Genomic DNA, 25785 nt, shown 5'->3' with positions numbered 1-25785 from the left:
CGGGCCCGCCTACTTGGCTGCGGGTGCGTCGGGCTCGGCCGCAGCGGCATCGCCCTTCGGCTCCGGCTTGGCGTCCACCCCGGACTCCTTGCGCTGCTGCGCGGTGATCGGAGCCGGAGCATTGGTCAGGGGATCGACGCCGCCGCCCGACTTCGGGAACGCGATGACCTCGCGGATCGAATCGACACCGGCCAGCAGGGCGGTGATGCGGTCCCAGCCGAACGCGATGCCGCCGTGCGGCGGGGCGCCGAATGCGAACGCGTCGAGCAGGAAGCCGAACTTCTCCTCGGCCTCCTCGTGGGAGATGCCCATCACCTTGAACACTCGCTCCTGAATGTCCTTGCGGTGGATACGGATACTGCCGCCACCGATCTCGTTGCCGTTGCAGACGATGTCGTAGGCGTAGGCGAGCGCGGACCCCGGGTCGGTGTCGAACGTGTCGATCGACTCCGGCTTGGGCGAGGTGAACGCGTGGTGCACCGCCGTCCAGGCGCTGTAGCCGAGCGCGACGTCGCCGCTCGCGGTGGCGTCCGCCGTCGGCTCGAACAGCGGTGCGTCGACGACCCACACGAAAGCCCACGCGTCCGGGTCGATGAGGTTCTGCTTGCGGGCGATCTCGCCACGCGCGGCACCGAGCAGCGCACGCGACGACTTGGTGGTGCCGGCGGCGAAGAAGATGCAGTCGCCCGGCTTCGCCCCGACGTGCGCGGCGAGGCCCTCGCGTTCGGTGTCGGTGAGGTTCTTGGCCACCGGTCCGCCGAGCGTGCCGTCCTCGCCGACGAGCACGTACGCCAGACCCTTTGCCCCGCGCTGCTTCGCCCATTCCTGCCAGGCGTCGAGCTGCTTACGCGGCTGGCTCGCACCGCCGGGCATGACGACCGCGCCGACGTACTCCTGCTGGAATACCCGGAACGTGGTGTCCTTGAAGAACTCGGCGCACTCGACCAGTTCGACGCCGAAGCGCAGGTCCGGCTTGTCGGAGCCGTAGCGACGCATCGCCTCCGCGTACGTCATGCGCGCGATCGGCGTCTTGATCTCGTGCCCGACCAGCTTCCACAGCGACGACAGAACCTCCTCGGCGAGGAGGATGACGTCGTCCTGGTTGACGAAGCTCATCTCGATGTCGAGCTGGGTGAACTCGGGCTGGCGGTCCGCGCGGAAGTCCTCGTCGCGGTAGCAGCGCGCGATCTGGTAGTAGCGTTCGATGCCCCCGACCATGAGCAGCTGCTTGAATAGCTGCGGGCTCTGCGGCAACGCGTAGAAGCTGCCCGGCTGCAGTCGCGCGGGAACCAGGAAGTCGCGGGCGCCCTCCGGCGTCGACCGCGTCAACGTGGGCGTCTCGACCTCGACGAACTCGTGGTGCGCGAGCACGGCGCGGGCCGCGGCATTGACCTTGGACCGCAACCGGATGGCGTGGCCGGGGCCCTCACGGCGCAGGTCCAGGTAGCGGTACTTGAGGCGCGCTTCCTCACCGGCATGGTCGTCCAGCTGGAACGGCAGCGGCGCGCTCTCGTTGAGGACCTCGAGGTCGGTGACGTTGACCTCGATGGCCCCGGTGGGGATCTCGAAGTTCTGGTTGCCCTCGGGACGCACCTCGACCACACCGGTCACCTTGACGCAGTACTCCGCGCGCAGACGGTGAGCCTGCTCGGCGGCGGCGCCCTCCCGGAACACCACCTGGGAGACACCCGACGCGTCACGTAGATCGATGAAGATCACCCCGCCGTGATCACGACGCCTGGCAACCCAACCGGTGAGGGTTACGGTCTGCTGGGCCTGCTCGGCTCGCAATGAACCGGCGAGATGTGTGCGCAGCACGGGATTCCTTTCGAAACATGGGGCAAGCTACTTCGTTGGCTGAGATCCTACGGAGACACCGGGCGTGAGCGGAAACGCATACCCGCTTCACGTGCGAGGCTCGATCGGCACGCACCGGAAAACTGCAGAGAAAGCGACGACACATGACCTTCAACGAGGGCGCCCGAATGGACTCCGGCCGGGTGTCGGTCGGCGGCGGGGGCGGCGGTGGCCTCGGCGGCAAGTTCGCGATGGGCGGCGGCGCCGGCGGTCTTATCGTGCTGGTCCTCGCACTGCTCCTCGGCGGCGATCCCGGCTCGCTACTCGGCGGCCTCAGCGGCACCACCGATTCCTCCGCCCAGAATTCCGGCGCGGGCCTCGCCGGATGCGAGACCGGCGCGGACGCCAACCGCGACGTGAACTGCCGGGTGGTGTTCACCGCAGGCAGTCTCGACTCCGTGTGGGAGCAGGAGCTCGCGAAACAGACCGGCACCGCGTACGTGCCGCCGGAGGTCGTGCTGTTCTCCGGTTCGGTCAACACCGGCTGCGGCAACGCCACCAGCGAGGTCGGACCGTTCTACTGTCCGGCGGACTCGACGGCCTACTTCGACACCAGCTTCTTCCAGCTTCTCGTCGACCGCTTCGGGTCCAGCGGCGGACCGCTCGCGCAGGAGTACGTCGTGGCGCACGAGTTCGGCCATCACATCCAGAATCAGCTCGGCGACATCGGGCGGGCACAGGCCGACCCGCGGGGCGCCGACTCGGCCGCGGTCCGAACCGAGTTGCAGGCCGACTGCTACGCGGGCGTGTGGGCCCACTACGCCGACAGCCTCCCCGGCCCCGACGGCGGGCCGCCGTTCCTGAACACCCTGACCGGCACCGACATCGACGACGCCCTCTCCGCCGCCTCGTCGGTCGGTGACGACCGGATCCAGCAGTCCGCGGGCGCCCGGGTGAATCCGGAGGGCTGGACGCACGGCTCCTCGGAGCAGCGCCAGAAGTGGTTCGCCACCGGGTACCGGACGGGTCAGGTCCAGGCCTGCGACACCTATTCGGCGCGCGATCTGAACAACCCACCCGCGCTGCGCTGACCACCCGACTCACCGACAATTATTTTTGTCTTGACAGAATTTACTGTCAGTGTGAGAGTTGACGCATGTTGGACGTAGCAGTGATCGATCAGGCGGCCGCCGCGGAGATCTCCCTGGACCCGGTCCGGGCGCGGTTGCTCGCGGCGCTGGCCGAACCCGGTTCGGCGAGTTCCATCGCCGCGACGGTCGGATTGACGCGGCAGAAGGCCAACTACCACCTGCGGGCACTCGAGGAGCACGGCCTCGTCGAACTCGTCGAGGAACGCAGGAAGGGCAACGTCACCGAACGGGTCTTCCAGGCCACCGCGGCGTCGTACGTCATCTCCCCCGCCGCGTTCGCCGCCCTCGCCCCCGATCCCGACCGGTCGCCGGACCAACTGTCGGCCCGCTGGCTGGTGGCACTGGCCGCGCGCCTGGTGCGTGAGGTCGGCGAGCTGATCGCCGGCGCCACCGCGGCGCGTCAGCCGCTGGCCACCTACGCGATCGACAGCGAGATCCGGTTCGCGTCCGCGGCCGACCGGTCCGCCTTCGCCGACGAACTCGGCGAGTCCGTGAAGCACCTGGTGGCCCGATACCACGACGAGAACGCCCCGAACGGCCGCAGACACCGACTCGTCGTCGCACTGCACCCCAGCCTGTAAACACCGTCCGAGCAAGCGAAGTCACCCGACAACTGTCACGAGGAGAGCTAGCCATGTCCCAGAACTTCGAGATTCGCCGCGAGGTCGTCCTGAACGCCACCCCGGAAGAGGTGTTCGCCGCCGTCACCAGCGGCACCGGCGGGTGGATGTTCCCCTCCGATCTCGATCCCGGCGTCGGCAGCGAGGGACCGGACGACCCGACCGTCGTCGCGTGGGAGCCGCCGCAGAAGTTCGCCGTGCGCCAGGAAGGTCCCGACGGATGGTTCAACGCCCTCGAATACCTCATCGAGGCCCGCGAGGGCGGCACCGCGGCGCTGCGCTACGTCCACAGCGGCATCTTCACCGACGACTGGGACGCGCAGTACGACGGCGCCGACAAGCACACCACGTTCTACCTCCACAGCCTCGGCCAGTACGTCCAGTACTTCGCAGGCCGCGCGGCCACCTTCATCACGACCGCCGGCCCGGATACGTCCACCGGTCCGGGCGCGATGGCCACACTCCGCGGCGCGCTGGGGCTGACCGACACTTCCGCCGCAGGCGACGCCGTGTCCGTCGACGTGCCCGGTTTCGGCACCGTCGACGGTGTCGTCGACTACCTGACGCCGCACTTCATCGGCATCCGGACCGCCGATGCGCTGTACCGGTTCTACGGCCGCAACGCGTTCGGCGGAACGGTCGACGCGGCGCACCACCTGTTCACTGCGGGTGCCGACCAAAAGAAGTCGCAGGACGCGTGGAAGTCCTGGCTGGACAACGCCTTCGCCTGAACCCGGCACACCTCCGCTCAGGACGCCGTGAACTCGCCCCTCCCCGGAATGTTCGGGGTGCTCGTGGCGATCTCGATGCTGACCCGGCCCGCCCCCGGATCGAAGTACACGGCTGTCGGCGCGCCCGGACCGTCCCATCCGCTCAACGCCCACTGCTTCGTTCCGGAGGCGCCGGTGTCGAGGTTGCGCCAATGCAGGGTGCCGTCGACCATGCAGACCCGGGAGGGGCCCACGAAGTACGTCGTCAACAGCACGTAGTTCGGACCGTACGACTCCGGGTAATCGGACGACGCGTGGGCGTCGATCCGCCCTCCGCACACGCTGAGGTCGCCGGGGTTCAGACCGTGCCCGATCGTGTAGGTGGGGGTCAGCGTCGCAGCATCCGCCCCGGCGGCGGCCGGTGCACCGAGTAGTGCGGCCGCGGCGAGCGAACCCACCACCGCCGATCGGACAACCAGATTTCCCACAGGCATGGCGCTCCTCGGTCGTTGTGCGTCGGGCGAACCTCTCTCCCCCTTGTCTCCGGGAATGCGGGGAGCGTTACTCGTGCGCTTGGCTAGTGTCGACGCAGAAACATCGGTCGACATCGACGAGGAGATTTCCATGTCATTCACGGACGAAGAGATCGCCTACCTGCGGTCACAGCCGATCGCCCGCGTCGCCACCGTGGGCGCGGACGGGCAACCCGACGTGGTTCCACTCGCCTTCGAGTTCGACGGAACGGACTTCTGGGTGGGAGGTTCCGGTCCGTCCGTCGCCGGTACCCGCAAGTTCCGGAACATCCGGGCCGGGAACGACAAGGTGTCGCTGGTCGTCGACGACCTGGTGTCGTTCGAACCGTTCGTCGCGCGGTCCATCCGGGTCTACGGCACGGCCGATCAGCCGGTGGAACGGGACGGAATGGTCGGCCCCGGCCTCTATGTGCGCATCGCGCCGACCATCTCGTGGAGCTGGAACATGGCGGGAGAACCTGCCGGCGCCGAATGGTACGAGCCGAGGCGGACCGTTCACGTCAGAACAGAGTGAGCGCCGGTCCGGGACGACCGACTCCGACCAGTTCACCGCGAGCGGGCTCGACGGCCTCGGTCTGTCCGGCCTCCCGATGGTTCGCCGCGCCGCCCAGACCGTACCGGTCGACGAGAGGGTCGACGCGCTGCTTCAGCCACGATGTGTACTCGGGCGGAACGTAGGCCGCCCGCCCGTACAACTGCCGGTACTGACGGACGAGAGCCGGATGCTCCGTCGACAGCCAGTTCATGAACCAGCCCTTGGTACTGCCGCGCAGGTGCATCGGGAAAACGGTCACACCCGAGGCCCCGGCATCGGCGATGGATTCGAGTAGTCCGTCCAGATGCCGTACCGAATCGGTCAGGAAGGGAATGACGGGGGCCACCATCACATTGCAGGGGAGGCCGGCGTCGGTGATCGCCCGGATCAGATCGAGGCGCGCCTTCGGAGTGGGTGTGCCCGGCTCGATCGACTTCTGGAGGTCGGGATCGTGGATCGCCAGCGACACGCCGATGCTGACCGGCACCTGCTGGGCCGCGAGCGTCAGCAGCGGGAGGTCGCGCCGTAGCAACGTCCCCTTGGTCAGTATCGAGAACGGGGTGGCGGATTCGGCCAGCGCTCGAATGATGCCGGGCATCAGACGGTACCGGCCCTCCGCTCGTTGATAGGGATCGGTGTTGGTGCCGAGCGCCACGTGCTCCCGCTTCCACGACCGGCGCCCCAGTTCCTTGCGCAGCACCGCCGCGACGTTGGTCTTCACGACGATCTGACTGTCGAAATCGCGGCCCGCGTCGAGGTCGAGGTATTCGTGGGTGGGCCGCGCGAAGCAGTAGCGACAGGAATGTGAGCATCCGCGAAAAGCGTTGACGGTGAATCGGAAAGGCAGTTGCGACTCCTCGGGCATCTTGTTCAGCGCGCTCTTGCACAGCACCTCGTGGAAGGTGATGCCGTCGAACTCGGGTGTCTGCACGCTGCGCACGAGCCCGGCGCGCTCCAGCCCCGGCAATGCACCGTCGTCGGCGTCGACCGCTTGCCCATCCCACCTCATGAGTACATGCGAACATTTGTTCTAACCGGTGTCAAGACTTCGACCCGCGCGGAGACCGGATCGTGGGGAAAGACCGCGCTGGTGAGCGCCGGATCGGGGCTTGCGACAATGTTGCCCATGTCGAACAGAAACAACGTCTCGTCCGGTTCCGAATGGGAAGCCAAGATCGGCTATTCCCGCGCCGTGCGCATCGGCCAGCTCGTGTCCGTGTCGGGCACCACGGCGTCGGGTCCCGACGGCCCCGTCGGCGGAAACGATCTCGGCGAACAAACCCGGGAGGCCCTGCGCCGGATCGAGGCAGCACTCACGGAGGCCGGCGCGAGCACGACCGATGTGATCCGCACCCGCATGTACCTCACCGACATGAGCCGGTGGGAAGAGGCCGGCATCGCGCACGGCGAGGTCTTCGGCGAAATCCGACCCGCCACCACGATCCTCGAGGTCAGCGCGCTGATTGCCCCCGGCCTGCTCATCGAGATCGAGGCCGACGCCGTCATCGGCGACTGACCGACGCGGGGAGGCGGCACCTCACCCACCCGTTCACGACGCACGCATTTGCGTACTGAGCACCGCCTCGACTTCCGACCGGGTCGCCACCGTAGTGGGCGCCCGGTCGGAATCCGAGATGGGTGGGTCCGCACCCGGTGTGGGCACGCCTGAGCGACACTCACTGCCCGACCGGCGATCTGCCTGCGGTCATGATCTGCGGGATTCCGCCGATCGGTAGATGCGTCGCGTTTCTACGTTTTCAAAGATCAACCTGGGATACCCGGGCCGACGCTCTTGTCGAGCATCCAGCGGCCGTGTTGCTCGAACTCTGCGTCACCAATGTTGTGAGCCCACACCACAGTCGCTATCGCCTGATGCATCCACTCGAGGTCCAAGGTTTCGACGTCCGAGGCGGTGAGATCACGCCCGAGACCGGCAAGGAAGGCCTCCTCCAAATCGGGTCGGCCCATGAACTGCTGAGACTGCAACCTCACCAGATCACTTGTCCAATGCCTCCAGCTGGTCAGCCGACACCAGATCGTCCGCCCGCTCGATGTACCCATGCGTGCGCTCGATCAGATTTGCGTAGTACACGGCAGACACCTCGCCCGGCAACAGCAGGCCAGCGAGTGCCTGCCCCGCCTGCAGGTAGGTGGCCGGGCCCCATTCCGCTGGCGACCCCTCGACCGTGATGCCTTCACGATGAAGTCGTTGCAAGCTGTCCGCACTCTCAGTACGGTCGTGTCCTGCAATGGCCACGAATGATCCGCGAGAACCTGCCACTGCCCGAACCAACGGTCCAGTAGAGCCGATTGCTCTTCTGTCAGATCTGTTCTCCGCCCCGGCAAGTCCCCAGACTAGGCCGAGCCGATCGTGTGCATATTGGTAGGCACTTGCGGAATCACCCACCATGCGACGACGCTGAGCTGCCTGCTTGCTATAGCGCTCTCGAGATCAGTTCTTTCAAGACCTCGTTGGATCCGGCGTAGATGCGCTGGATGCGGGCGTCGGCGTACATCTGGGCGATGGGGTATTCGAGGATGTAACCGTATCCTCCGAACAGTTGGAGACAGCGGTCGATCACGGCGCACTGCTGGTCGGTCAACCAGTATTTCGCCATTGCGGCGGTAGTGACATCGAGTTCGCCGCGAAGGTGCTTGTCGATGCAGTCGTCGATGAAGGTGCGCGATACCCTCGCGAGGGAGGCGCATTCGGCAAGTTCGAAGCGCGTGTTCTGGAGGTCGAACAGGGTCTTTCCGAACATTGTCCGCGATTTGGTGTACTCGATCGTGAGTGCTACTGCGCGTTCGATCGCGGCGACGGCAGCGACGCCGCAGATCAGCCTTTCCTGTGGTAGTTGCTGCATCAGCTGGACGAAGCCGGCACCCTCGCGTTCTCCGAGGAGGTTGTCCACCGGGACGCGAAGTCCGTCGAAGAACAGTTCGGTGGTGTCCTGCCCCTTCTGGCCCAGCTTGTCGAAGATCGGTCCGCGCGAGAATCCGGGAGTGTCGTCGTTCACCTCGGCGACAACGAGAGACACACCCTTCGCCCCGAGCGTGGCATCGGTCTTGGCCGCGATGATCACGAGGTCACAGTTGCGACCGTTGGAGATGAAGGTCTTGCCGCCGGTGATGACATAGTCACCCCCGTCACGCACGGCCTTGGTAGTGATATTTTGCAGATCCGAGCCGGCGCCCGGTTCGGTCATGGCGATGGCACCGACCCATTCACCGCTGGTGAGCTTGGGAAGCCATCGCGATTTCTGCTCGCGGCTTCCGTACGCGTTCAGGTAGTGCGGAACGATTCCCGAGTGCACACCGAGCTGCAACGAGTGGTCACCCGCCATCACCTGTTCGTGGAACAGCACGGCATCGTGAGCGAAAGTTCCTCCCCCTCCGCCGAACTCCGTAGGAATCGACATACCCGACAAGCCCAGCTTGCCCAGGGTGCCGTAGACCCCCTTGTCCGGAAAGCCCTGTGCGGCGAACCGGCGTTGGTGGGGGGTGACCTCCTTGGCGAAGAAGTTGCGGGCGAGTTCGGCAACCGCGCCGAGTTCGTCGTCCATCCATGGGGATGCGATGTCGGTGATGGCAGGGTGAGCAGTCAAGGGTTCGTCTCCACAGTTGTTGCGAACGAGTCATGAGGGATCAGGTGTCTCAGCTCCCCACCGGGACTCCCGACGTCCGGGCGGCGGGCTCATACACACCTTGGGCGAGTGGTTCGCGGTAGAGCAGCTCGATCTCGGATGCATACTTCTCGGCGATCGGTTTGCGGCGCAGCTTCATCGTCAAGGTGAGTTCGTCACCGCCCGGCTCCCAGAAGGTGGGGAGGATCAGGAAGCGCTTGATCTGCTCCACGCGAGAGAGGCACGTGTTGGCCATCGCGACGGCGGTCGCGATCATCGCGATCATGTCGCGGTCTCGTGCCAGGGAAGCGGCGTCGACCAGGATGTCCTTCGTCGCAGCGAAATTGGCTGCGGCCTCGGGATCGAGTGAGATCAGGGCCGTGTTGTACGGCCGCGCATCTCCGATGGTGGCCACGCCGCCGATGAGCGAGGAGGTGGCCTTGAGTGCGTTCTCGATGGTGGCGGGGGACATATTCTTCCCCGACGAGTTGATGATCAGTTCCTTCTTCCGATCGATCACGGCGAGGTATCCGTCCGGGTCGATGGACACCACGTCACCGGTGGCCAGCCATCCGTCGGCGTCGACGGCGTCGGCAGTCTTGGCAGGCTCCCCCCGGTAACCCTTCATGACGAGGGGGCCACGAACGAAAAGCTCACCATCGTTCGCGACCCGCATGTCCATGCCGGGCACGATCTTGCCGACCGTTCCCAGTTTGGCGGGATCGGCCGGGGCCGCGCTGGCGATGCAGGTCAGTTCCGACATCCCCCAGATCTCGGAGATCTGCAGCCCGAGCCCGGAGAAGAACGCCAACGTGTCGGCGGGTATCGGTGCCGCCCCCGACACGGCCCATCTGAGCTTGTCGAATCCGAGTTCGGCGCGCATCGGCGCCAACACCATCGATTCTGCCTTGACGAACTCGTGTTCCAGTTCCTCCGGTACCGGCAGCCCTGCCCGGAGCATCTCGATCCGGCGTGCGCCGACATCGAGTCCCCACTGCAACGCGTGCCGTCGTGCGTCGTCCGGCTCGTTCGCCACCGCCCGCTCGACCGCGATCTTCAGCTTCTCCCAGACACGCGGCACCGCGCCCCAGATGGTCGGCCGGCAGTCGGGAAGTGCGGCAGCGATCTCCCGCACGTCCGCGACGACGGTGACTTGAGTTCCGAACACCATCTGGAAGTACAGCGCCGTCATCCGATCGGCGATGTGTGCCGACGGCATGAAGGAGGTGATGCGGTCTCCGAACTCGATCGGGAGGATCCAGCACACCGCGCCGGCCTCGAACAGCAATGCGGCATGAGTCGACTCCACGCCTTTCGGGTTGCCGGTGGTGCCCGAGGTGTAGATCAGGGTTGCGACATCGTTGGGCCGCACCGATTGCCACGCGGCGTCGAAGTCGAAGTCCGGTGAGCCGAGTGCCTTCATCTGGTTCAAGGTGAGTGTCCCGGCCGGGGCAATTCCTCCCTCGGCGTCGATGACGACGATCTGCTCCAGCTGTGCGCCGGATTCCCTGATCCGCTCCACGTACTGGGCCTCGCACACCACGACCTTGGCTTCGGCGTTGCCGAGAACGTATGCGATGGCAGAGGGGGGAAGCGTGTTGTAGATCGAGAACGACGTCGCCCCGACATGCTGGGCTCCGACATCGATGGGGTAGAACTCCACACGATTGGCCATCATCACGGCGACGGTGTCGCCGCGGCGGACTCCGAGTGCGGCGAATCCGGCTGCCACGTCGCGGACCTGGCTCGAGTACTGCCGCCAGGTCAAGGTCTGTGCATCACCGACCGTTCGCAGCGCGATGGCGTCCGGGTCGATGGCGGCGGTGCGTTGAAAAGCTGCGCACAGGGTGTGGGGCGCTTCCTCGATGGTCATGGTGTTCTCCTCGCGTCGGGACCGGCTGTCGTGGATCCACTCGCATGTGTGGTGATGGGGCGTTCTTCGAGCTCACGGATCAGTTGGTGGCATTCGGCGTCGGCCGCGAGGTAGCCGTCGGCGAGCACGTTCACCAGTCCTCGTCCCAGGGCCCACGGTTGCCATGCCGCTGGAGCGAGGGTGCGTCCCGCGCGGCGGGCGATAGCGTCTGCGATCACCCTCGCCGCATCCTCCGGGCTGATGCGGCGGCGCAGCGGACGCGGAAGGCGCGCATCGAGCCTTCTGCCGATCTCGTCGTCGTCGAGTGTTGCCCGAGCCAGTTGGGTGTCGACCATCCCGAAGTACGCCACACCCGCGGAGGCGCCGTATCCGGCGAGTTCGAGACGGAGCGCCCGGCCGAGTTGTTCGACGGCGGCCTTGCTGATCATGTAGGACGCGCCACCGAGACCGGGTGCGAAGGCCGCCGCAGACGACACCACCACGATGTGGCCGCGTCGCGCGATCACTTCGTCGATCGCAGGATGGACGGTGTTGAAGACACCGGTGAGATTTATGTCGATGACGCGGTCGAAGCCCGCCGGATCGATCTGGCGGAGGGTGGACGGGGACGGGGTCACTCCGGCGTTCGCGATCACCACATCGATCCGCCCATACCGCTCGATCACCGCGTGCACGGCCGAATCCATGCCGGGACGGTCGCGGACATCGGCGACCAGGGTGAGGACCCGCCGTCGGCCGAGCGCGAATTCGGCTGCCGCCAGCGATGATTGATTGACGTCGAGCAGTGCGACCGTTGCGCCGCGGGCATGCAGCGCTCGCGCCGATGCCAGTCCGATACCGTCGCCTCCGCCGGTAATCAGGACCACCTTGCCGGCAACGTTGTACTCGGCGCCTCGACCGGGAAGTGGGAGGCCCAGGTCTCTCAGGGTGCGCGCAATTGTCGACCGGGTTCTGAACGTGGCCATCATCAATGCCTTCCGTGGAGCAGTCGGACGAGAACGCGGACCAGAGCGTCGATGCGTGGTGTGCGCCGGAACGTGGTGAGCGGAAGAATCGACGGGAATCGCTGCCTCGTCTTCGCACACGGAAACGTGAATTCCCGCAACCCGTCAGCGCCGTGAACCCGGCCGAATCCGGAATCACCGACACCACCCAGCGGCAGGCTCGGGACGGCGGCGTACATGACGTACGAATTGACCGACACCGCGCCGGTGCGGATTCGTGTCGCGATCTCGTCGCCGTGACGGCGGGAGAAGATGCTCAGCCCCAACCCGTATCGGGTCGCGTTGGCCCGTTCGACCGCCTCGTCCATATCCCGCACCCTGGCGACGGTCAGTGTCGGCCCGAATGTCTCCTCGGTGACCGCGACACTGTCCTCCGGCACGTCCACAAGAATGGTCGGCTGCACCACGTTGCCCTCGATGGCGTCCGGTCCTCCGAGCACGGCGCGGCCGCCCCTTCCGATCGCGTCGTCGATGTGGCGACGGATGACGTCGATCTGCGTGGGCATCGTGATGGGACCGATCTGGGCGTCCCCGCCGGTACCGGCCCGGATCGTGCCTGCGAGGGTGACCACCCGATCGACGAAGAGGTCGAATACCTCTTCGTGCACGTACACCCGCTCCACCCCGAGGCAGGTCTGACCGGCGTTGGAGAACCCACCCCACACCGCCGCATCGGCCGCGGCGTCGAGGTCGCCGTCAGCGTCCACGATCAAGGCGTCCTTTCCGCCGCACTCCATCAGGACCGGGGTGAGCGTCGCCGCGCACGCGATCATCACCTGCTTTCCGGTGGCGGTGGAACCGGTGAACCCGATCTTGTCCACACCCGATCGGCACAGCGCTGCTCCCGTCGAGCCGTCACCCGTGACCACCTGCAGAACCGGGTGTTCCGGCACGACCTCGGACAATGTCTGGGCCAACCACACACCGACTCCCGGGGTGTACTCACTGGGCTTGTGGACCACGGTGTTCCCGGCTGCGAGCGCGAAGGACAGAGAACCGAGCGGGGTGAAAATGGGGAAGTTCCACGGTCCGATCACCCCCACGACTCCGAGGGGGAGATACTCGATGCCGGCCGCCTGGTTGACGGTGAGGAGGCTTGGGCGGACCGTGCGACGACCCAGTACCCGGGCGGCGTTCTTCGCTGCCCACGCGAGGTGTTCCAAGGCCATCGCAATTTCGAGCATCGCGTCCGCTTGCGGCTTGCCCATCTCGAGGTGGGTGAGTTCCGCGAGTTCCGGTGCCCGGCGGGCGATGATGCCCCGCCACGCATCGAGTCGCCGGGCGCGTGCCTCGAATCCCAGTTCCGCCCACCATCCGGCGACCTCACGCGCGCGGCGCACCGCGTCGTCGACGTCGTCGGCCGACCCGCGTGGGTGAGTACCGACCACTTGCCCGTTCGCCGGACTGATCACATCGAACGTGTCGGCCGCAGCCGAGGTGCTGATCATCGGGTGGTGCCCTTCGGTCCGTCGAGCGCCGTGTCGTCGAGCGCCGTGTCTGCGAGCGCGTTCGCCCATCCCCGTGTCACCCGACGAAGGAGTGGCAGGGACAGCGCGAGAATGGGGGCGAAACCGGGCGCGGAGTCCACCGCAAAGGTCCAGGTGAGGCGGGTTCCGTCCGGCGTCGGCTCCAGGGTGATGTCCTCGGCGAACCGGCGGAATCCCGGTCTGCTGGCTGCCTCGGCGGTGAAGGTCATCCGTCTGCCCTCGTCCCAGCGGTAGAAGCGTTCCCTCAGCGCTGCGGCCCCGTGTCCGAGCGTCACGGTCCTGGTGGTGCCGACGCCGAACGACCGCGACGATGTCCACTCGCTTGCCGTGATCAGCCGCGCCCACGACACCAGTGCGTCGTGTGCGGTCAACACACTCCACACGTGGCCGGTGTCCGTCGAGAGATTCTCGACGTGCACGATCCGGAATCGGGCGGTCTGCAGGAACTCGTCGTCGGTCGCGGCGAGTGGGTACCAGCGCGTCACAGGTCGACCACCAGTGACCCACCGGCCGAGCGGGACAGACAGATCAGCATCGAATCCTCCTTCTCGTTGTGCGTCAGGATCCTGTCGCGGTGATCGACCTCGCCGGCCAGAACACGTACGCGACAGGTGCCACAAAAGCCCTGCTGACACGAGTAGGCGACGCCGGGGACCTCCCGGCGGATCGCGGCCAGCGCGGTCTCGTCCGGCCCGACGGACACGGTCGTCCCTCGGCGGGCGAGGTGTATCTCGAACTCGCGGCCATCGGCCACCGGAAGTGGTGAGAAGCGTTCGGTGTGAAGCGATCCGGTCGGGTCGATCTCGCGCATCACCCGACGTGCGGTCGTCATCAACGGTGTCGGGCCGCACATGTAGACGGCGGCACCCGGTGAAGCCGTGGCGACGATTCCGGCGATGTCGGGAGGGCCGAGTTCGTCGTCCGGCCGGATCTCGACCTGGCCACGGGAGTACCGGGCGAGTTCGTCGAGGAACGGCATGGTCGCTCGGGAGCGGCCGAGATACACCAGCCTCCATGGCAGTTCACGGTCGTGGCATCTCTTCAGCATCGGCAGGATCGGAGTGATTCCGATTCCGCCCGCGACGAACAGATACGAGTCCGCGGCCACCAGCGGGAAGGCGTTGCGCGGCCCCCGCACGGTGATCGACGTCCCTGCCCGCAGGGAGTCGTGTACCTCGATCGAGCCACCCAGACCGGTGTCGATCCGGCGGACCGCGATGCGGTAGGACGACAGGTCGTCGGGGTCGCCGCACAGAGAGTACTGCCGTTGCTTTCCCGACGGGAGGATCAGGTCGAGGTGAGCGCCCGGGATCCAGGACGGAAGATCGCGCCCGTCCGGCGACACCACTTTCAGGCTGACCACATCAGCAGCCTCGGTCCGCACCTCCGCAACAATCAGATCCCTATCGAACCCCCAGTTGCGCACAGGCTTCGGCCTCGACAGCCATGGAGCAGCACGGCTGGCGGCGAACACGTGCCGGTACGCGACCGTCGCCCGCGCGACCAGCCGGAGAACCCTGGAGGGTTCGAAATGGGGCGTATCGGAGTCCGAACCTGCGGACCTGTCCGACGTCGTCATCGTCATGAGTGACTTTCTCGGTGGGAACGGTTGGCGGCAGGCGACTGTGCGAGGTATCGCATCGCCACATCCATGTCACCGATCTGCGAGGGATGGAAGCCGGGACGGAGGTACGGCGGAATCTCCGTGATCAGGAATTTGATGTTGGGCACGAGCCCCCGCCTGGTTGCACGGATCAGCTGCAGCGGCCAGAAGCGACCCTTGTCCGTCGACGGGTCGGTGCAGAAGAGGTAGTTCATCGATGTCAGGAACAGCAAGCTGAGCGTGAGGCTGGCGATCAGCGCCGTTCGTACGCGGCGGGCATAGCTGCCGTCGACGTACATGTAGGCGTCGAAGGCGACGTTCCGGTGTTCGACCTCCTCGGCGCCGTGCCACCGGACCATGTCGAGCATCACCGGATGCATGCCCGCCTTCTCCAGCGCGGGGTCCGTCAGGAGCCACTCCCCCACCACGGCGGTGTAGTGCTCCATGGCGGCGAACAAGCCCAGCCGTTCGCACAGCCACGCCCGTTTCGCGCGGCCGGACAGCCCTCGATCTCCCAGAATCCGGTCTACGAGCCAGTCCATCTTCTTCGCCATCGGTTCGATGTCCATGCCCAGTTCCGCGAGGTGTTCACGGGCACCCTTGTGCGAAGCGGCATGAGTCGCCTCCTGGCCGACGAACCCGACCACTTCCTCATGGAGCCGCTCGTCCTCGATCAACGGCAGTGCCTCCGCCAACGTCGCGGACATCGCGCGCTCACCTTCGGGAAGAACCAGATGCATGAAGTTGATGACGTGCGTGGCCATCGGCTCGCCGGGAACATAGTGCAATGGCACTCCATCCCAGGAGAACTCGACGTCACGAGCGGCGATCGCGTGTGCCTCGTCCATGTACCGCCGCGCACCGACAGGATCGACCACAGGGTTTCGGCCGATTCGGGGAAACGACATCATCCTGCTGTCCTCACTGTCGACTTTGCCGAGGCTCCGGCCCCGCTGACGATGTAGTGGTCGAGGTCCACCCGGCGGGTCCGCGCGCGGAAGCGGCGGTTGAACCCCGGGTAGAAGGTGAAGTTGCGGCCCTCGCCGCTGAGGTAATAGCTGTTGCACCCGCCGGTGTTCCATACCGAGGTCTGTAACCTCTCGTCGACCTCGTCGACGAATGCCTGCTGAACATCGGGGCGGACGTCGATACTCGCCGCCCCCTGCGCGTTCATTTCCTGCAGACAACTGAGGATGTACGCAATCTGCGCTTCGATTGTCACAACCTGCGAGGTGTAGACGACCGAATTGGGACCGAGCAACATGAAGAAGTTGGGGAAACCACTGATAGTGGTGCCGAGATAGGCGCGGGCATTGCCGTTCCACGCCTCGGCGAGGGTACGACCGTCTCGGCCTCGCACCACATCGAACGCGGGATTGTCGGTCAACCGGAAGCCCGTTCCCAGCACGATCGTGTCGACCTCGTGCAGAACGCCGTCCTCGGTGACGATCCCATTCGATCGCACTTCCCGAATTCCGTCGGTGACCACGTCCACGTTCGGTTGCGCGAGCGCCGGATAGAAGGAGTTGGAAAACGTTGGTCGTTTGCAACCGAACGCATAGGTGGGCGTAAGTTTTGTCCGCAGTTCGGGGTTGCGGATCTGGCGGCGCAGGTGGGCGCGGCCGAGTGCCGCCAGCCCTTTCAGTAGCGCCGGCTTGTACACGAATCCGGGAACCATCGCCTCTTGGACCAGATCGAGACCGGTCCGTGCCAGCCGCTGGGCAACAGGTACCCGCGCGAACAGTTTCCGGGGCCATCCGGTCATCGGTTGGTCGGGGTGCGGAAGTATCCACGTCGGGGTCCGCTGGAACACTGTCATCGAACCGACGATCGGCTGGATTCGGGGGATGATCTGGACCGCAGAGGCACCGGTTCCGATCACCGCGACCCTTTCCCCCGCGAGATCGTGCTCGTGATCCCAGGCGGCCGAGTGAAAGACAGCGCCTCGAAAGCTCGCAAGTCCCGGGAGGTTCGGTACCGCCGGTTCACTGAACGGGCCCATCGCCCCGACCAGGATCCGCGCCTCCCAGGTTCCACGACTGGTGGTCACGTGCCACACCTGCGAGTCGTCGTCCCAGGTCGCGTCCCGCACGTCGTGACCCATCCGCAGATGCGGGACGATGCCGAAGTTCTCAGTGCAGGCGCGGAGATAGTCGTGGATCTCCTGCTGCAGCGGGTAAAGCCTGGTCCAGTTCGGGTTGGGCGCAAAAGAGAATGAATAGAGGATCGAGGGGATGTCGCACTGCGCTCCCGGGTAGGTGTTGACCCGCCACGTCCCGCCGATGTCCTCCGCGCGGTCGAGCACGACGAAGTCGTCGATGCCGGCTTGTTTCAGTCTGATCGCAGTTCCCAGCCCACCGAATCCCGCTCCGACGACGAGTACGTCGACCACTTCGGGTGGGTCATCGACGCTGTCGACCGGAAGTTCCACCGGTGTTGCAGACCTGACCATTCGGGCGCCCTCCTCGTTGATGCCGCGCATGCCGGCAACACTAGAACTGACATCACACGCTGTCAACAGCGATCGATGTCAACATTAGGGAGAGGATCACACCGGCATCCGACCTGCACGCCGCAGTGAGAGGATGAGGACATGACCGAGACCGGCCGCGGCGCACCCCGCCGATGGCGTGGACAGGAGCCGGAAGACCGACGGGCCACGCGCCGGGAACAACTGATCGAAGCAGGCCTGGAAATCATGGGCACGGACGGCAACGATGTTCGGCGCTCTCGCGTTCCTGTACCAGCATTGGCTCACCGGCAACTCGAAAATTTCCAAAAGCCGGGTCATAGACCATGTTTCGCTGGCAATCGAAGCCCAGGCCAACGTCAACAGCACGCCGGATCCAACCAGGTGACACTCGCCATGGACAACCACCGCGATTCCCGCACTTGCGCCGGCCCGATTCGCCGTCACCGTCTGCCTCGTGCCGCGAGGACCGAGAACTCTACGGCGCAACCGGATAGTGGCTGGTGATCGCGACCCGGTTCCAGGCGTTCATCACGGTCGCCAGCCAGCTGATCGCGGACACCTGCACGTCGGTGAGTGAGCCGTCGTCCCAGGTCCGCCGTTCCGGGACAGCGAGCGCGGTGACCTGTTCGGCGAGCCCGAGCGCCGCCCGCTCCTGGTCGCTGAAGTACTGCGACTCCCACCACGCCGCCACGACCGCAAGTCGATCCGCGCTCTCCCCCTTGGCCAGCGCGTCGCGGGTATGCAAGCGAAGACAGAACGCGCAGCCGTTGAGTTGCGAGACCCGAATCTTCACCAACTCCACCAGCAGCGGGCCCACCCCCGCCGCCTCCAGAGCTGCCTTCACCTCCGCGTCCAACTTCGTCAGGCTCTGGTAAACGGACGGGTGCTGCTTACCGAGATTCACGCTGGTCATCATGTTTCCTTCGAATAGTGTGCCGGACTGACGAATGGTCGTGCGTGCGTTCCGGTCACGCGGACCACGCCGACCCCGTGATCCGATCGACCATGCTCACGCTGCGGAAGCCCGGAACGAAGTGCTTGAGCACGTCGGCGTTGACGGTGCCGTAGGTCGTGTCCGGCCGATAGCTGAGCCCGTCGACGAAGGCACGCAGAAACTCGTTCTTGAAGTCACCTCGCGGATGGGCAGCGGTAATCTCCCCCACCTGATCCGGGTCCAGACCGTCCAAACCCAACCCGACCACATCGGTGAGAACACCGAAGTTCGTGGCAGCGACCTCATCCCCCATCCGGCCGGGAATCCCCGGCGTCGTGTGCAACGCGATCGCCGTCCACACCAACTCAGCGGCGGCATCGGAGAAACCGCGATCGAGCAGAAACTTGCGAGCACGATCGGCGCCATCGAGCTCGAACCGCTGCTCCACATCCGAGAAGGGCGTGAGTAGACCCGTGTCGTGGAAGAGGGCAGAGAGGTAGAGCAGCTCAGGGTCCGGCCGCAGGCCGAGCTCGCGAGCCCGCAGCGTGCTGAAGAGGAACACCCGCCGCGAGTGATGGAAGATCAGCGGGTTCGTCGTCTCCCTGATCAGAACCGTGGCCTCAGCCGCCGCCTGCGTCTCGGGAATCTCCACTCCTGCGATGATCTCGGTCATGAGCCCTGCACTTTCAGGTTTCGATGTTGTAGAACAGACGATGTGTCCGTCCCCCAACGGTGCCGCACACCTGGCCTCCGGCGCCGCCTCGGTCCGGCCATGAACCACTCGAATCCGGACAGGCGATGAGCATGCACACCAGCCCCCACCCCCACCGGGTCGCGATCCTGGTCTACGACGGGGTGAAACTGCTCGACGTCGCCGGCCCCGCCGAGGTGTTCGCCGAGGCGAACCTATGCGGCGCCGACTACCAGATCGTGCTGCTGTCACCGACCGGGGCCAATGTGGCATCGTCCATCGGCATCACGATCTCCGTCGACGGCGACGCAGCATCGGAACCGTCCCCCGACACTTTCCTCGTCGCCGGCGGCGACATCTACCCCCGAACCGCCATCGCCCGCGACCTCCTCGACGCCACACACACCCTCGCCACCCGAGCCGCCCGGGTCGGCTCCATCTGCACCGGGGCATTCATCCTCGGGGCGGCAGGCCTCCTGGACGGCAAACGCGCGACCACGCACTGGAAAGTCGCCCACGAACTCGCCGCCCGCCACCCGACGACCCACGTCGAACCCGACTCGATCTACGTTCGCGACGGCACCACCTACACCTCCGCAGGCGTCAGCGCCGGCATCGACCTAGCGCTGGCCCTCGTCGAAGACGACCACGGCCCCGAACTGACACGCGACGTCGCCCGACGCCTCGTGGTCTACCTGCAGCGCGCGGGCGGACAATCGCAATTCTCCGCGCCACTCCAAGGCCCACCGCCGCGCACACCAGCCCTCCGCCGAATCGTGGATCTGGTGACGGCGGACCCCTCCGGGAAGCATTCGCTCGCCGAACTCGCCACACACCTCCACATGAGCGCCCGCCACCTCACCCGACTCTTCCGCACCGAGCTGTCCACCACGCCTGCCCGGTATGTCGAGCTGGTCCGATTCGACCTGGCAAAGGCGCTGCTCGACCAGGGACACAACGCAACCCAGGCAGCATCACTCGCCGGATTTCCCAGCTACGAAAGCCTGCGACGAGTCTTCGTGCGAGAGCTGTCGATGTCACCGACGGCCTACCAACGCCGCTTCGGCACCGCACACCGCGCCGACGCAGGATAACCGTGGCCACCGTGTGGCGTCGGCGACCGATGAATTCCGCCTCGCCACGCAGTCTGTATTGATGAGTGTCCGCTTCCGCACCTGCGGGAGGTGTGAGATGAGGCAACAAGGAGCGTGCATACAGTGGATCAAGACAACGTGAACGCCACTGTGACGGTCACCGTGCCCGCCCCGAGGGTGTTCGCGGTATTGGCCGACCCGACGACCCATTCTGCGATCGACGGCACCGGCTGGGTTCAGCAAGCCGCCGACCGGGCGCCGCTGACCGAGGTGGGGCAGATTTTCCGGATGGACATGTATCACCCCAACCATCCGAACGGTGAGTATCAGGTGGCCAACGAGGTCCACGTGATCGACCCGCCGCGCGCCATCGGCTGGAGGACGGGGCAGGAGAAGGACGGCGGTCGCCTGGAGTTCGGCGGTTGGATCTGGCGCTACGACCTGGTGCCGCGCGGCCCGGCCGAGACCGAGGTCACGCTCACCTACGACTGGTCTGCGGTGCCCCAGTTCATCCGCGAGTACATCCAGTTCCCGCCGTTCGGTCCTGAGCATCTCACCAACTCGCTGCACCACCTGGCCGAGCTTGCCGCCTCGACCTCCCAGGCTTGGACGGCCGAGTAGTCCTACGGTTGGGCGAGCCGCTCGAGGAGCCATGATTCGACGCCGCTGAGCGCAGTCCTGGCCATTGCCGTGGGGTGGCCCGTGAACCCGTGGGGCGCGTCGGGATAGATCCGGAGCTCGACGTCATTGCCGGCGGCGGAGAGCCGGCCTGCCATCGCGAGGTTGTCTTCCAACAACACGTCCTTGCTTCCGACGACCAGCAGCGCCGGGGGAAGGCCGTGGAGGTCGCCGTAGAGAGGAGAGATGTCTGGAGCAGTGCGATCTTCCACATGGCCGGCGTAGGCCTGGATGAAGTATTCGTCGGCGATCCGACGTCCGGCCGGAGTCTGCGCGCTCGAGTCGAAGGTGCCGAATTGGAGTGCGGCGCCGGTGAACCCGTCGACGGCCCCCCGGTCCCGCAGCCGGAGCAGGGTTGCCATCGCGAGTGTCGCTCCCGCCGATCGCCCGCCGATCGCCAGTCGGGATGATCCGAAGCGGGCATCGGCGTGTTCGACGAGCCAGAGCGCCGCCGCTTCACAGTCATCGGGTGCGGCCGGCCACGGGTGCTCGGGTGCCAGCCGGTAGTCGACGCTGACGACGGCGATGCGGAGAGCGTCAGCGAGCTCACGGTTACGCACGTCGTCGCGCGCCGCGGAGTCCATGTAGAAGCCGCCGCCGTGTATGTCGAGGTAGACGCCCCGCGCTCGACCGCCGGTGGGGGTAGAGATCCTCACCGGGACATGCGCTCCCGCGGCTTCGACCATCTCTTCGATCGCCGGTGGATCGGCGGGAGAAGGAGCGGACCGCCTCGCCCGTACTTCCCTCAACTCCTCGGGGGTGCGGGGGCCACGGCCTGCTGCCCGCGAGGTGTAGAAACCCCGAGCTTCCTCGACCTGCTCCGCGGGCACGTCAGCCAGCAAATAGTCCAGCGCGAACCGCACGCGCCCTCCTCACCGTCGGGGTCTCATCACCACACTGTTTACCGCGCAGCGCTCGGCACACACCGAACGCGAATTCAGTGCTTCTGAACGGTTTTCAGCGTTCGCGAGCCGACGGAGATTGTATCGGTACAGATTGTTGCAAGAGTTCGGCACGGGTGCCGGGCATGCCGCTGTCACCCCGATCGGAGGATTTGACTGCCAGAACTTGGTTGATCCCGAGCCGATTCGCCGCAAACGCCAACGCCGCGCCGGCCATGTACATCCGCCACACCCGGGCCCGCCCGGCGCTGCTGTAGGCCACCGCCTCGTCCCAGTTCGCCTCCAGGTTCCCCACCCAGGCCCGCAGGGTCAGCGCGTAGTGCTCGCGCAGCGACTCGACGTCGCGCACCTCGAAACCGGCCCCTTCGAGCGCCTCGATCATCGTCGCGAGCGGTTCGATTTCTCCGTCGGGGAACACGTAGCGATCGATGAAGGACGTTTTGGAGAACGTGGCGGCGGGTTTGCGGGGTCGCCGCGAGATCGCGTGGTTGAGCAGCCGCCCCTGCGGGCGTAGCAACGCGAACAGGTCCGCGGCGTAGGTCGCCAGCATCGCGGCGCCGACGTGCTCGGCCATGCCGATGCTCGAGATCGCGTCGTAGGGGCCGTCTGTGACGTCGCGATAGTCCTGAACTCGGATCTGCACCAACTCCCCCACGCCCGCGGCGACCATCCGTTTGGCGGCGTAGTCCGCCTGCTCCTGGGACAGGGTGACACCGACGACGTGCACTCCGTAGTGACGTGCCGCGTGCAGCGCGAAGGTTCCCCACCCGCAGCCGACGTCGAGGATCCGCATCCCCGCGGTCAGGCCGAGCTTACGGGCCACCAGATCGCATTTGGCATATTGGGCTGCGTCCAGATCGTCGCTCGGCTCCGCCCAGTACGCGCACGAGTAGGTCATCGACTCGCCGAGCACGAGTCGATAGAAGTCGTTGCCGACGTCGTAGTGGTGGCTGATCGCGGCGGCGTCACGCTCCTTGTCGTGCCGGTGCCCGCGCGCCGGTTTCATCTCCTCGGCCGGTGGTTTCGGTGGGAGGCCGATGATCCCCAGACGCAGCGCCGCTGTCGCCAGCGCCTTCTTCGTCTGCCTGTCTATCCGTACGCCGGGGCCCCTCGTCGGGTCCGACACCTGCTCCAACACGTCGAGCCCGGCGAGCAGGTCACCCTCGATGTCGATGTCGCCGGATACGTAGGCCCGCGCGAAACCGAGGTCGTTGGGCGCCCACAGCAACCGCCGCAGACCACGCCGATTGACGATGTGCACCTGCCACGGCGCGTCCGAGGGACCACTGCGACTACCGTCCCAACACCGGATTCCTACCGGGACCTGTTCCCCCACCACCGCGCGAACCAGCGGCGCCACCGTGTCAGCGACCGTCATACACACCTCCGTCGAAGTTTGGGGTCCCACCACCACTGCGGCTGCTCAGTTCACCTCACTCGCCCGTCGACCATATCGATGGAACCCCCGTCGCCGCACACCTTCACACCAACTCCCGCTCGGGACATCCTGTTTCTCGAACCCCGACTCGCCGTCATCGAATGGGCGGCCCGAACGGATCAGACGCCATCGGCTCCGGGCGTTACGATTGCGTCGAAGAGTTCGTCCGAGAGCCAGGGGTGCCCATGTCGGATCTGGATCAGGCGTTCGCCGATGCGCAGGAGAACGTCACGAAGCTCACCTCGCGGCCGGCCAACGATGAGCTGCTGCGGCTGTACGCGCTGTTCAAGCAGGGGTCGAAGGGCGATGTCGAAGGCAAGCGGCCCGGTCGGTTCGACATGGTCAACCGCGCCAAGTACGACGCCTGGGCCAAGGTGGCGGGTACGAGCAGCGCCGATGCCAAGCAGAGCTACATCGACCTGGTGGCCCGTCTCACGCAGGGCTGAGTTCGGGCGTTCCGGTCCGGTGCTGCCCGATCGCGCGTGATCCAGCGGTCGCCCCGGCGCAGACCTGGCACGATGGCGGTGTGACGGATTCCAAGCGCGTCCTCGTCCTCGGCTCGGGATTCGCCGGCTTGTGGGCCGCGCTGGGGGCTGCGCGGCGGCTCGACGAACTCGATGCGGCGGGCACCGTCGATGTCACGGTGATCAGTGCGCAGCCGTTCCACGACATCCGGGTCCGCAACTACGAGGCAGACCTGAGCGCTTGCCGCATTCCACTGAGCGACGTGCTCGACCCGGTCGCCGTCGGGCACATCGCCGCCGAGGTGACGGCGATCGACACCGCGGCGCACAGCGTCACCGTTTCGGGTAACGGGGCACAACCCACGCAGAGGTACGACCGCTTGGTCATGGCGCTGGGCAGTCGGGTGGCGAAGCCCGATATCCCCGGTTTGCGGGAATTCGGCTTCGACGTGGACACCTACGACGGCGCAATGAAGCTACAGCGCCACCTGGCCACGCTGTCCGGCGGCCGAGCGGACGCGGGCGCGGCGACCGCGGTGGTGGTCGGCGCCGGCCTTACGGGCATCGAAACGGCGTCCGAGTTGCCCGGAATGCTGGCGAAGGTATTCGCAGGACGCAACGTCGAACCACGGGTGGTGCTGATCGACCACAACCCCTACGTCGGTTCCGACATGGGGGCATCGGCGCGACCGGTGATCGAAGCGGCTTTGTCCGACAACGGCGTCGAGACGAGGACGGGTGTCGGTGTCGCCGCTGTCGACGAGCACGGCGTGACGCTTTCCTCCGGAGAGGTGCTGGCCGCGGGCACCGTCGTCTGGTGCGCGGGCATGCGGGCGAACCCGCTGACCGCACAACTCGGTGCCGAGCACGACCGGCTCGGTCGCCTGCCGGTCGACGACTATCTGCGGGTGATCGGCTCGCCCGAGGTATTCGCCGCCGGCGACGTCGCCGCGGCAAGGGTGGACGAGGACCACCTGTCGGTGATGTCGTGCCAGCACGGGCGACCGATGGGCCGCTACGCGGGATACAACGTCATCAGCGATCTACTCGGGGAGGCGATGCTCCCGCTCCGGATCCCCTGGTACGCAACGATTCTCGACCTGGGACCGGCGGGAGCGGTGTACACCGAGGGGTGGGATCGACAGGTGGTGTCGCGCGGCGCGCGAGCCAAAGCCACCAAGGTCACCATCAACACCCAACGCATCTATCCCCCGTTGAACCGAGACCGTGACGCGCTGCTGGCCGCCGCCGCGCCGGCGCTGCAGGCGCGACCTGATCCCGGACAATGACTTTCAGATCGGCGGTCGAGGTCGTCGACCACATCGGTGACGATGACACGACCGCCCTGCCGGTCGCCCGCCAGGCCAGGACCTCTCACCAACTCACTACACCCGCCGATCGCTCCTTCGGCCGAGTCCATCTCAACATGTAGCGTACACTATCTATTCGTGCACAACTGATATGTGCCGCCTGCAGCGCCAGCCGCAGCGGACGGCCACCGAAACAGGTCAATAGGCACAGACAGGACCCCTACCACAAGCGAGGGCAAGGCCAATGAGACAGTCCGACAGCCCCTTCTACGACGAGATACGGGCAGGTACATTCGCCGCCTTGCTGAGTAGGCGCACGAACCGCCTGGGCGGGCGTTGTCCCGGGCCCGCCGAACGCGACGCCTGGTCGGGCTGCACGACGAAGGCGATTGCCTCAACATCCCCGACGCCACCGCGCGCACCGCCGAGTCGAGAGCAGTGGAACCGTCCGCAGAACCTGAGGTTGTGGAGACTATCGATATACATAATCGCCCTGCACCGGGCCCCGCGCCCGCCGCGACAGCCCGCGATTCCTCGGTGCCAGCCGCCGCGGCGGTCGCAACCGCATGCGCCGCAGATGACGTCGTCGACCCCGGCGATCCGCCTTGGGAATAGCCTGCACTCATGGCCGCACGCAAGACCACCCAGCGACGCTCCAGTCCCAGACGAGCCGGCGCCAAGCCCCTGATACCCACCCCGGGGCACGGGGAGCAGATCTGGATCCTCGACGTCCCGTATCGGGCATCCGCGCCCGGTGCCAAGTACTACAAAGCGCTCAAAGCATATGCCTACATCGGCGCTCAATTGCCTGACGAACTCACCGTCTACGCGTCGAAACCGTACTCGTACGCTCGCTGGGTCGAAG

27 protein-coding genes and 1 pseudogene are annotated in these 25785 nt (G+C 66.2%); 11 read left to right on the top strand and 17 right to left on the bottom strand.

Annotated elements, in window-relative coordinates; translation table 11 throughout:
- Positions 1–9: 9 nt before the first annotated feature.
- Positions 10–1818, bottom strand: coding sequence for an aspartate--tRNA ligase (aspS, locus tag QM841_RS13055; protein WP_283332333.1), 1809 nt, complete (start codon positions 1816–1818; stop codon positions 10–12).
- A gap of 143 nt (positions 1819–1961) precedes the next feature.
- Between aspS and ypfJ the strand changes: the two genes are divergently transcribed.
- The 3 genes from ypfJ (at position 1962) to QM841_RS13040 (ending at position 4299) form a co-directional block, all read left to right on the top strand.
- Positions 1962–2888 carry a KPN_02809 family neutral zinc metallopeptidase gene (gene ypfJ, locus QM841_RS13050; protein WP_283332332.1) on the top strand — a complete coding sequence of 309 codons (927 nt, stop codon included), beginning with the start codon at positions 1962–1964 and terminating at the stop codon, positions 2886–2888.
- 65 nt (positions 2889–2953) lie between these two features.
- Positions 2954–3529, top strand: a complete 576-nt coding sequence (locus tag QM841_RS13045; RefSeq protein WP_283332331.1) for an ArsR/SmtB family transcription factor — start codon at positions 2954–2956, stop codon at positions 3527–3529.
- Positions 3530–3582: 53 nt separating this feature from the next.
- Entirely contained in the window at positions 3583–4299 is a 717-nt protein-coding gene (locus QM841_RS13040; RefSeq protein WP_283332330.1) for an SRPBCC family protein, read from the top strand.
- Positions 4300–4316: 17 nt separating this feature from the next.
- Here the strand turns inward: QM841_RS13040 and QM841_RS13035 are convergent, their stop codons facing one another.
- The gene (locus QM841_RS13035; protein WP_283332329.1) at positions 4317–4772 is read right to left on the bottom strand and encodes a hypothetical protein; all 456 of its coding nucleotides are present in this window, start codon (positions 4770–4772) and stop codon (positions 4317–4319) included.
- A gap of 130 nt (positions 4773–4902) precedes the next feature.
- Between QM841_RS13035 and QM841_RS13030 the strand changes: the two genes are divergently transcribed.
- Positions 4903–5325, top strand: a complete 423-nt coding sequence (locus QM841_RS13030; protein WP_271211387.1) for a PPOX class F420-dependent oxidoreductase — start codon at positions 4903–4905, stop codon at positions 5323–5325.
- Here QM841_RS13030 and QM841_RS13025 read toward each other — a convergent pair.
- On the bottom strand, positions 5312–6355 hold the full coding sequence (locus tag QM841_RS13025; RefSeq protein ID WP_283332328.1) for an Rv2578c family radical SAM protein: 1044 nt from the start codon (positions 6353–6355) through the stop codon (positions 5312–5314). The two genes, QM841_RS13030 and QM841_RS13025, sit on opposite strands and share 14 nt — an antisense overlap.
- A gap of 117 nt (positions 6356–6472) precedes the next feature.
- On the opposite strand from QM841_RS13025, the gene QM841_RS13020 reads away from it, so the two are divergent.
- Complete coding sequence (locus tag QM841_RS13020; RefSeq protein ID WP_411194544.1) at positions 6473–6862, top strand: RidA family protein; 390 nt, start codon at positions 6473–6475, stop codon at positions 6860–6862.
- A 248-nt stretch (positions 6863–7110) separates the two neighbouring features.
- Here QM841_RS13020 and QM841_RS13015 read toward each other — a convergent pair whose 3' ends face one another.
- The 10 genes from QM841_RS13015 to QM841_RS12970 all read right to left on the bottom strand — a co-directional run bounded on the left by QM841_RS13015 (position 7111) and on the right by QM841_RS12970 (position 17388).
- A complete protein-coding gene (locus QM841_RS13015; RefSeq protein WP_283332327.1) occupies positions 7111–7338 on the bottom strand; it encodes a hypothetical protein in 228 nt (75 codons plus the stop codon).
- A gap of 4 nt (positions 7339–7342) precedes the next feature.
- Entirely contained in the window at positions 7343–7603 is a 261-nt protein-coding gene (locus tag QM841_RS13010) for a hypothetical protein (protein WP_283332326.1), read from the bottom strand.
- A gap of 178 nt (positions 7604–7781) precedes the next feature.
- A complete protein-coding gene (locus QM841_RS13005; RefSeq protein WP_491932797.1) occupies positions 7782–8951 on the bottom strand; it encodes an acyl-CoA dehydrogenase family protein in 1170 nt (389 codons plus the stop codon).
- Between the two features lie 49 nt (positions 8952–9000).
- Positions 9001–10842 (bottom strand): fatty acid--CoA ligase FadD11, encoded by a 1842-nt coding sequence (gene fadD11, locus QM841_RS13000; RefSeq protein ID WP_283332325.1) that lies wholly within the window; start codon positions 10840–10842, stop codon positions 9001–9003.
- Positions 10839–11810, bottom strand: a complete 972-nt coding sequence (locus QM841_RS12995) for an SDR family oxidoreductase (protein WP_283332324.1) — start codon at positions 11808–11810, stop codon at positions 10839–10841. Before QM841_RS12995 ends, fadD11 begins: the two co-directional genes overlap by 4 nt.
- Entirely contained in the window at positions 11810–13294 is a 1485-nt protein-coding gene (locus QM841_RS12990; protein ID WP_283332323.1) for an aldehyde dehydrogenase family protein, read from the bottom strand. Before QM841_RS12990 ends, QM841_RS12995 begins: the two co-directional genes overlap by 1 nt.
- Entirely contained in the window at positions 13291–13818 is a 528-nt protein-coding gene (locus QM841_RS12985; protein WP_283332322.1) for an SRPBCC family protein, read from the bottom strand. The genes QM841_RS12990 and QM841_RS12985 overlap by 4 nt, the downstream gene beginning before the upstream one ends.
- Complete coding sequence (locus QM841_RS12980) at positions 13815–14918, bottom strand: PDR/VanB family oxidoreductase (RefSeq protein WP_283332321.1); 1104 nt, start codon at positions 14916–14918, stop codon at positions 13815–13817. Before QM841_RS12980 ends, QM841_RS12985 begins: the two co-directional genes overlap by 4 nt.
- On the bottom strand, positions 14915–15847 hold the full coding sequence (locus tag QM841_RS12975) for a metal-dependent hydrolase (protein WP_283332320.1): 933 nt from the start codon (positions 15845–15847) through the stop codon (positions 14915–14917). Before QM841_RS12975 ends, QM841_RS12980 begins: the two co-directional genes overlap by 4 nt.
- The gene (locus QM841_RS12970) at positions 15844–17388 is read right to left on the bottom strand and encodes a flavin-containing monooxygenase (protein WP_283332541.1); all 1545 of its coding nucleotides are present in this window, start codon (positions 17386–17388) and stop codon (positions 15844–15846) included. The genes QM841_RS12975 and QM841_RS12970 overlap by 4 nt, the downstream gene beginning before the upstream one ends.
- Positions 17389–17653: 265 nt before the next feature.
- Between QM841_RS12970 and QM841_RS12965 the strand changes: the two genes are divergently transcribed.
- The gene (locus QM841_RS12965; RefSeq protein WP_283332319.1) at positions 17654–17794 is read left to right on the top strand and encodes a hypothetical protein; all 141 of its coding nucleotides are present in this window, start codon (positions 17654–17656) and stop codon (positions 17792–17794) included.
- 90 nt (positions 17795–17884) lie between these two features.
- On the opposite strand, the gene QM841_RS12960 is transcribed toward QM841_RS12965, so the two are convergent.
- Both QM841_RS12960 and QM841_RS12955 read right to left on the bottom strand, forming a co-directional pair.
- Positions 17885–18322, bottom strand: a complete 438-nt coding sequence (locus tag QM841_RS12960; protein ID WP_283332318.1) for a carboxymuconolactone decarboxylase family protein — start codon at positions 18320–18322, stop codon at positions 17885–17887.
- A gap of 55 nt (positions 18323–18377) precedes the next feature.
- Positions 18378–19016, bottom strand: coding sequence for an HD domain-containing protein (locus QM841_RS12955; protein ID WP_283332317.1), 639 nt, complete (start codon positions 19014–19016; stop codon positions 18378–18380).
- Positions 19017–19141: 125 nt separating this feature from the next.
- Between QM841_RS12955 and QM841_RS12950 the strand changes: the two genes are divergently transcribed.
- Positions 19142–20128, top strand: coding sequence for a GlxA family transcriptional regulator (locus QM841_RS12950; RefSeq protein ID WP_411194547.1), 987 nt, complete (start codon positions 19142–19144; stop codon positions 20126–20128).
- 123 nt (positions 20129–20251) lie between these two features.
- A complete protein-coding gene (locus QM841_RS12945; protein ID WP_283332315.1) occupies positions 20252–20749 on the top strand; it encodes an SRPBCC family protein in 498 nt (165 codons plus the stop codon).
- A gap of 2 nt (positions 20750–20751) precedes the next feature.
- Here QM841_RS12945 and QM841_RS12940 read toward each other — a convergent pair whose 3' ends face one another.
- Positions 20752–21669, bottom strand: a complete 918-nt coding sequence (locus tag QM841_RS12940; protein WP_283332314.1) for an alpha/beta hydrolase — start codon at positions 21667–21669, stop codon at positions 20752–20754.
- Positions 21670–21763: 94 nt separating this feature from the next.
- Positions 21764–23086, bottom strand: coding sequence for a class I SAM-dependent methyltransferase (locus QM841_RS12935; RefSeq protein ID WP_283332313.1), 1323 nt, complete (start codon positions 23084–23086; stop codon positions 21764–21766).
- A gap of 245 nt (positions 23087–23331) precedes the next feature.
- Here QM841_RS12935 and QM841_RS12930 point away from each other — a divergent pair, with 245 nt between their 5' ends.
- The 3 genes and pseudogenes from QM841_RS12930 to QM841_RS12920 form a co-directional block, all read left to right on the top strand.
- Positions 23332–23592, top strand: a complete 261-nt coding sequence (locus tag QM841_RS12930; protein ID WP_283332312.1) for an acyl-CoA-binding protein — start codon at positions 23332–23334, stop codon at positions 23590–23592.
- An 80-nt stretch (positions 23593–23672) separates the two neighbouring features.
- Complete coding sequence (locus tag QM841_RS12925; protein WP_283332311.1) at positions 23673–24899, top strand: NAD(P)/FAD-dependent oxidoreductase; 1227 nt, start codon at positions 23673–23675, stop codon at positions 24897–24899.
- A gap of 645 nt (positions 24900–25544) precedes the next feature.
- A pseudogene (locus QM841_RS12920) lies at positions 25545–25785 on the top strand (DEAD/DEAH box helicase); the annotation flags it as partial.

It is taken from the genome of Rhodococcus sp. IEGM 1307 (genome assembly GCF_030056915.1).
GTDB classification, from domain to species: Bacteria; Actinomycetota; Actinomycetes; order Mycobacteriales; family Mycobacteriaceae; genus Rhodococcus_F; species Rhodococcus_F opacus_D.
This window is presented reverse-complemented; position numbering and strand designations above follow the sequence as displayed.